The organism is Myxococcales bacterium, from assembly GCA_022563535.1.
Lineage (GTDB): Bacteria > Myxococcota_A > UBA9160 > UBA9160 > UBA4427 > DUBZ01.
The window spans coordinates 1-6,567 of record JADFNE010000120.1 but is presented as its reverse complement, the minus strand read 5'-3'; the positions used below and the strand labels follow the sequence as shown (position 1 = coordinate 6,567).

7 protein-coding genes are annotated in these 6,567 nt (G+C 60.2%); 2 read left to right on the top strand and 5 right to left on the bottom strand.

The window, feature by feature from the left end; genetic code table 11:
- Nucleotides 1-285 precede the first annotated feature (285 nt).
- Nucleotides 286-1,245 (top strand): HDOD domain-containing protein, encoded by a 960-nt coding sequence (locus tag IH881_19740; protein ID MCH7869934.1) that lies wholly within the window; start codon nucleotides 286-288, stop codon nucleotides 1,243-1,245.
- Between the two features lie 58 nt (nucleotides 1,246-1,303).
- Here the strand turns inward: IH881_19740 and IH881_19735 are convergent, their stop codons facing one another.
- From IH881_19735 to IH881_19715, 5 genes are all read right to left on the bottom strand, one after another.
- A complete protein-coding gene (locus IH881_19735) occupies nucleotides 1,304-2,098 on the bottom strand; it encodes an enoyl-CoA hydratase/isomerase family protein (protein ID MCH7869933.1) in 795 nt (264 codons plus the stop codon).
- Between the two features lie 4 nt (nucleotides 2,099-2,102).
- Entirely contained in the window at nucleotides 2,103-2,594 is a 492-nt protein-coding gene (locus IH881_19730) for a MaoC family dehydratase (protein MCH7869932.1), read from the bottom strand.
- The gene (locus tag IH881_19725; protein MCH7869931.1) at nucleotides 2,591-3,397 is read right to left on the bottom strand and encodes a CoA ester lyase; all 807 of its coding nucleotides are present in this window, start codon (nucleotides 3,395-3,397) and stop codon (nucleotides 2,591-2,593) included. Before IH881_19725 ends, IH881_19730 begins: the two co-directional genes overlap by 4 nt.
- A 235-nt stretch (nucleotides 3,398-3,632) precedes the next feature.
- Entirely contained in the window at nucleotides 3,633-4,655 is a 1,023-nt protein-coding gene (gene cysK / locus IH881_19720) for a cysteine synthase A (protein ID MCH7869930.1), read from the bottom strand.
- Nucleotides 4,656-4,775: 120 nt separating this feature from the next.
- Nucleotides 4,776-5,543: a glucose 1-dehydrogenase gene (locus IH881_19715; GenBank protein MCH7869929.1), complete on the bottom strand. Its 768-nt coding sequence runs from the start codon at nucleotides 5,541-5,543 to the stop codon at nucleotides 4,776-4,778.
- A 202-nt stretch (nucleotides 5,544-5,745) separates the two neighbouring features.
- Between IH881_19715 and IH881_19710 the strand changes: the two genes are divergently transcribed.
- On the top strand, nucleotides 5,746-6,189 hold the full coding sequence (locus tag IH881_19710; protein ID MCH7869928.1) for a hypothetical protein: 444 nt from the start codon (nucleotides 5,746-5,748) through the stop codon (nucleotides 6,187-6,189).
- Nucleotides 6,190-6,567: the final 378 nt, after the last annotated feature.

The following is a 6,567-nucleotide window of genomic DNA, read 5'->3' as shown; positions in this document are numbered from 1 at the left end:
TGAATTCCTCACGTACTCCTCACGGACTCGCCGCGGGTGTGGTGTGGTGTGGTGTGGTGCCGTAGAAAGTTAGTTGAAGTTGGCTGCGGCCACAGCGCCAGGCTCGACACCCTTTGACTCGGACCCTGTACCCTCTAGTTCGCACCCTAGTTCGTAGCCATGGCCGGGCTGATAACGACCAAACTCGGGACTTCACCCCATCAAGCGTACCGGACGAGTCTCCGCAAGAGATAGGAGGAGTCTCGCATTGGCAAGACTCAGCAAAGTGAGTGTGGACAGCAAAAGATGGACGTATCGCGCGAATCCAAGGGTCGCATCGAGCTCGGTGAGCTGAGCATCTCGACTCTGGATGGCGTCGTACACAGCATGAAGCAGCGGCTGAGCGAAGGAAAGGCTGACGCGCCGATTCTGGAGGCGATGATCCCGGCGGTGCAACACGGAGAGCTGCGCTTTCCCGTCGTGCCCGAGACCGCGATGCGGGCCCAGCAGATGATGCGTGACCCCGAGGTCAGTATCGAAGAACTGACTGCTGCCGTCTCACTCGATCCCGCACTCGCGACCAAAGTTGTCGGCGTAGCGAACAGCGCCTATTTCTGCGGAACCGATTCCATCCGCTCCGTCTCCGATGCAATCATGCGACTCGGAACCCGCGAGGCCACCAACATCGCGATCGCCCTGGCGATGCGCTCGAGCCTGTTCAAAGTTCCCGGATTCGAGAACGACGCGCGCTCTATCTGGCACCATTCGCTACTCGTGGCTCGTCTCAACGAGGCGTTCCTCGAGGATCGGCCGCCGTTTCACGACATGGCCTTCCTGATGGGGCTCGTGCTCGACGTCGGACGCATCGTCGTGCTCACCTTTGGGGCGCAGCTGGCGCATCGCAACCGAGCAGGCAAGCAATTCCCGGCTCAGGGCGTGAAGGCCGCCGCCGATAGCCTTCACCCCATGCTCGGGGCGTTGATCCTTCAGTCCTGGAACTTCGACGACAATTTCATCCACACCATTCGCCACCATCACGATGCCGAGGTAGACGAGAAGAGCGACAGGCGAGCCGTGTTGATTCAGGCGTGCCAGCTCTCGGACGCCGTCGCCCAGCGCATCGCCGAGGGTTGGGCTCCGGGGGTCATCGTGCTCGACCCTCCGATCTCTCAAGCCCTCGAAGACTTTGGCCTGACGGAAGTCGCTGGGCTCTCGATTGTCTCGAATGCTCAGGAAAAGTTCGGAAAATTGTCGAGCCTGGTCTGAGACCGCCACGTCTGGGTCGTCTCGAAGAGGCGCGTTCAACGCCCGAACTGGAACATTGCTACTTGCGAAACTGTTTGAAGTCCGGCTTTCGCTTTTGCATGAAGGCCGTGACGGCTTCGATGTTTTCCGGGGAACCCGCGAGTTGCCGCATCGACTCGTCCTCAATTTTCAGAGCCGCTTCCACGCCAGCGCGGTGCGCGGCCTTTAAAGTTCTTTTGATGCCGACGAGTGCGGATATCGGCCACTGCGCGATCTCGCGAGCCTTTGCCAGGGTTTGGTCGAGAACTTGATCGTCGGGGAAACTGCGTGCGGCCATGCCCATCTCTACCGCGCGTGCGGAGTCGATCCACTCGGCCGTGAACATCAGCTCGTTCGCCCGCTGGCGACCAATTGCAGATTGCAGCGTGTAGCTGCTGGCGATCTCGGGAGCGAGCCCTAGATTCGCGAAGGGAAGGCGCATGCGAGCGCTCTCGCCGACGTAGACAATGTCGCAGGCGATGGCGAGGGTGCAGCCGCCGCCGATTGCCACCCCCTCGACCGAGGCGAGCAGGGGTTTGTCAAAATTGAATAGCTCGTCGACGCATGCGAAGTACGCACTCGCTTTGCCGTCCGTGCGCGGTGGGGGCGGGTCTCCAGCGAATGAGTTCAGGTCCATCCCCGAAGAAAAGTTGCCCCCGGCGCCCTGCAACACCATGACGGCCACGGCGGTATCCTCGCCGGCTTCCCTCAAGCAGTCGGCCAGTGCGTCCCACTGCTCTTCGTGAAATGCGTTTTTGCGTTCCGGACGATTCAGCGTCGCGAGCAGAACGCCTTCTTCATCGAGTTCTCTCGACAGAAAGGGAGAATCGGACATGGGTTCAGTCGGTTTCCTCGGGACGCCGGTGCATCAACGCGTCCCGCACCGCTTTACAAACGAGTTCGTCGCGTTGATTGAACGCGCGATGTTCGAAGGTGACAATACCCTGTTTCGGGCGTGACTTGGAAGCCCGGGCAGCCACAACCTCGGTTTCGACCCGGACGGTATCTCCGTGAAACACCGGCGCGGGGAACGTGATTTCCTTGAATCCGAGATTTGCGACCGCAGTGCCGAGGGTTGTCTCGTGCACGCTGATTCCAATCACCACTGCAACCGTCAACATCGAGTTCACGAGTGGACGACCGAATTCGGTTTCGTTCTCTGCGTAGTCGAAGTCGAGGTGAAGCCAGGCTGGGTTCATGGTCATGGTTGAGAACATCACGTTGTCCGACTCGGTGAGGGTGCGGCGGATGGCGTGCTGAATGACCATTCCCGGTTCGAGTTCCTCGAACCAGAGCCCGCGATGCGGTCTTGGCGATGGACTCTTGCTCATGCGGTTTCCTCATCACTGCGGGCCGCCGCCAGAATTTGGCGCGCGCGGTTGGCCAGGGGTTCGTCCACCATTTGCCCCTCGAAGTCGATCGCCGCGACGCCCTGGGCCGACGACTGTTCATAAGCCTCGAGCAAGCGACGCGCGTGGTCGACTTCTGCTTCCGAGGGAATGAACCCCGCGTTGGCGATCTTGACTTGATCGGGGTGAATGCAGAGCTTGCCCTGATAGCCGATTGCCCGTGCCTCGCGAACTTCGTGCTCGAACGCCGCAGCATTGCGGAAGTCGGTCACGACCTGGTCGAGCACCGGGACGCCGGTGAGTCGGCCGGCGAGCGCGACTTGTGAACGGGCGTAGAGAACTTCCTGATTGCCTTCGGTGCGAATGCCGCCCATGTCGGCGATGAAGTCCTCGGCGCCAAAGTACCCCCATGCGATGCGCGGGTGTCCGAGCAGCGCGCGGGCATCCGCTACCCCGAGCGCCGTTTCGATTCCCGCCAGCACTGGGAGGTCTGGATACCCCGCCTTTCCGAGTTCGCTTTCGACGATGTCCAACTGCTCCAGTCGGTCGAGTTTGGGGATAACAATACCGGCCAGCTCCGGACACAAACCGTCGGCGATGTCTTCGCGAAACCAGGGCGAGGCCACAGCGTTCACCCGGACAAAAACCAGAGGGCCGCGGCCCGCCAGTTCCGGCGCAAGCTTGCGCGCATTCGCGCGACCAGCGTCCTTTGCTCCGGGGGGCGTCGCATCCTCGCAGTCGATCACCACGCCGTCGGCACCCGTAGCGGGAAGCTTCAGGAGCATCTCGGGACGCACCGCCGGCGCGAAAAGCAGAGAGCGAAGGCTTTCGATTCCGGTGTCGCCGCTAGCCGTCACGTCGTGAACCTGTTCATACAGGTGCCCAGGTTACCAGCTCGCGCATTCACGTCGACAATTTCGCAGAGCATCAGTTTCTGCCAGTGCTCCAGCGAGAGCGCAATCTCCTCGGCAATTACCTCATGCCCCTCAGCTACCCGCACCCGGTGGCTTCCGCACTCGATCAGCCTGCGATCGCGTGTTCTTCGTCGGTCATCTCCGACGGGATGTCCTCGAACAAGGGCGTGGACAGATAGCGTTCCCCTGTATCGGGGAGCATGGCGAGGATTTTGGAACCCTTGGGCGCACGCCTGGCAAGCTCGAGCGCAGCAAACAGGGTGGCCCCGGCCGAGATCCCGACAAAGATCCCCTCCTGCTGGGCGAGCGCCGTGGAGGTGGCAAATGCATCCGGTCCCTTCACCGCGACGACTTCGTCGACAAGCTCGGCCGCCTGGGCATCTTCGGCGAGCTTGGGAATGAAATCGGGTGACAAACCTTGAATCGGATGCGGCTCCCAGCTCGGGTGGCTGCCGTCGGGTGAGCCGTCGCTGTGTCGCTTTTGCGTGTCGCCGCTGGCGAGCATCGCTGCGTTCACAGGCTCGACCACCACGATCTTGGTAGCCGGCGACTTCACCTTCAACACACGCGCAACGCCCTTGAGCGTGCCACCGGTGCCGAAGCCCGTTACCCAGTAGTCCAGACCATCTCCCTCGAAGGCGGCGAGGATCTCCGGGGCGGTGGTTCGCGAGTGAATGTCGGCGTTGGCTTCGTTGTCAAACTGGCGAGTCAAATACCAACCATTCTTCTCTGCCAACTCACTCGCCTTGTTGAGCATTCCTGTTCCGCGCTCAGCCGCGGGAGTGAGAATCACCTTTGCCCCGAGAAAGCGCATGATCTTGCGACGCTCGACGCTGAAGCTCTCCGCCATGGTGACGACCAGGGGATAGCCCTTTTGCGCGCAGACCATCGCCAGGCCAATGCCGGTGTTGCCGCTCGTCGCTTCGATCACGGTCTGGCCCGGCTTCAGTTCACCGGACTTCTCCGCTGCCTCGATGACGCCGAGTGCCAGGCGATCCTTCACTGAGCCCATGGGGTTCATGGCCTCGATCTTGACGTAGACCTCGGCTCCTTCCGGAGCGAGCTTGTTGATTCGGACCACGGGGGTATTTCCGATGGTCTCGAGTATGTTGTCGTAGCGCTTGGGCATCGTCGCCCTCCTCAATGAGTTGACTCAAAAATGCGCGAAATCGCGGGGAAAGTCTAGCGCGAACTGCTGCTGCACCCCGGCCGCGATTTCACCCGTCGATCCAGTTGACCGAGCAGATTTTCATGTCCCCGCCCGCATGCCGCCGTCCGCGGTGAACTCTGAGCCGGTGCAGTAGGACGATTCGTCTGACGCCAGAAACGCCACGAGCTGGGCGATTTCGTCCGGTTGGCCGACCCGGCCCAGGGGAAGGTTGGCAAACGGAGATTGGCCCTGAACATCGGACCCCATCTCTGCTTCGAAGCCCTCGGTATCGGACGTGATCATCGGCGTGTCTACCCCACCCGGATGGACCGAATTGACGCGAATGCCCAAGGGCCCAAGTTCGAGGGCCGCGGTCTTGGTAATTCCCGTGACCCCAAACTTGCTCGACACATAGGCCACGGCACTGTTGACCCCGGTCAGGCCTCCGATCGAGGAGATGTTGACGATCGAACCACCGCCGGCCTGCTCCATGGCCGCGACCACCGATTTGATGCCGAGAAAGCAACCCACCTGGTTGATCCCGATGACTCGCATGAAGTCGTCGAGGCTGGTGTCGACAAGGCGGCGAGCCAGCAAGATGCCCGCGTTGTTGACCAGCACGTTCACCTTGCCGAAGGATTCGATCGCCGTAGCAACGAAGCTCGACCACTCTTCTTCCCGGCTGACGTCGAGGTGCTGGTAGACGGCGTTTTCGCCGAGGGATTCTGCCACGGCCTTGCCCAGGTCGTCTCGTACGTCGCCGAGCACCACCTTTGCTCCCTCGGCGACAAAGAGCCGAGCCTCTGCTTCTCCTTGACCCCGGGCGGCTCCCGAGATCAGCGCGACTTTCCCGTCCAGTTTGCCCATGTTGGATCTCTCCTTGTAACTGTTTCTATTAACTCTTGTTTTTCACTGGCAGTATCCGCTCGTTGAGCATGCGGGAAGCTTAGTAGATGCGGCAGCGGATCATGAAGCCGAAGTGACAAATTGCTTTACTATTTCACCTGGATAGAGTCTAATGAGTGAATAGAGTTGCTGTCGAATTTGGATCAGAGGGGGAGCTGACGAGATGAAACGACGAGTAATTTTCGCACTTTCGAGCGTCGCATTGCTGGCATTGTTGTTCGCGCTCATTTCCGGCGCAGGGCCAACGCATGTAGGTCCGGACGCCGATGGCGACGGGATCTCCGACGATCCTAGTGCGGATTCCGATAACTGCACAGCGATCGCCAACCCGGGACAGCGTGACGACGACGAAGACGGCTACGGCAACCTCTGTGACGAGGACGTGAATAACGACTGCGGCATTGGGGGTCCTGATCTGGCGGCCGTTTTCGCCAATGTACTAGCAAGTGCACCGTGGATTCCCAAAGCATTAGGCGCCTATGACGTCAACGAAGACGGCGGCGTCGGCGGTCCAGACCTGGCCCAAGTTTTTGGCCGAGCGCTTCAACTTCCTGGGCCTACATCACGGACGTGTGCTGCTTGCGCCCCGGCAGGATCTTGTCCCTAGAGGTTTAAGGCGAACACAAGGAATCGATTCAATCTAATGATTCGAACAGAAGTTCAACTAGCGATGAACAAAGCACTCGCTCTGAGCGCCTTCGCGCTCATCATGGCGCTGCCGCTGGTCAGTTCCGCTTCGTCGATTACGAATAGCTTTCTTTCGTAGAGCTCAGGTACTGGCACTTCATATGACCTCGTAGTCGGTGACACGATTCAGTTCGAAGTCACGCTCCAACTCAATCTCGGTCAGGTCTACACGACAGTCCTCTTTACCCTCAGTGGTGATATGCTAAATCCGGATGTCGTGGACGGCTCCGCCAATCAAGGAAACGGGTGGTTGAGCACCAACCACAACGTGACCGGGTGGGCATGGCACTACGGCAAG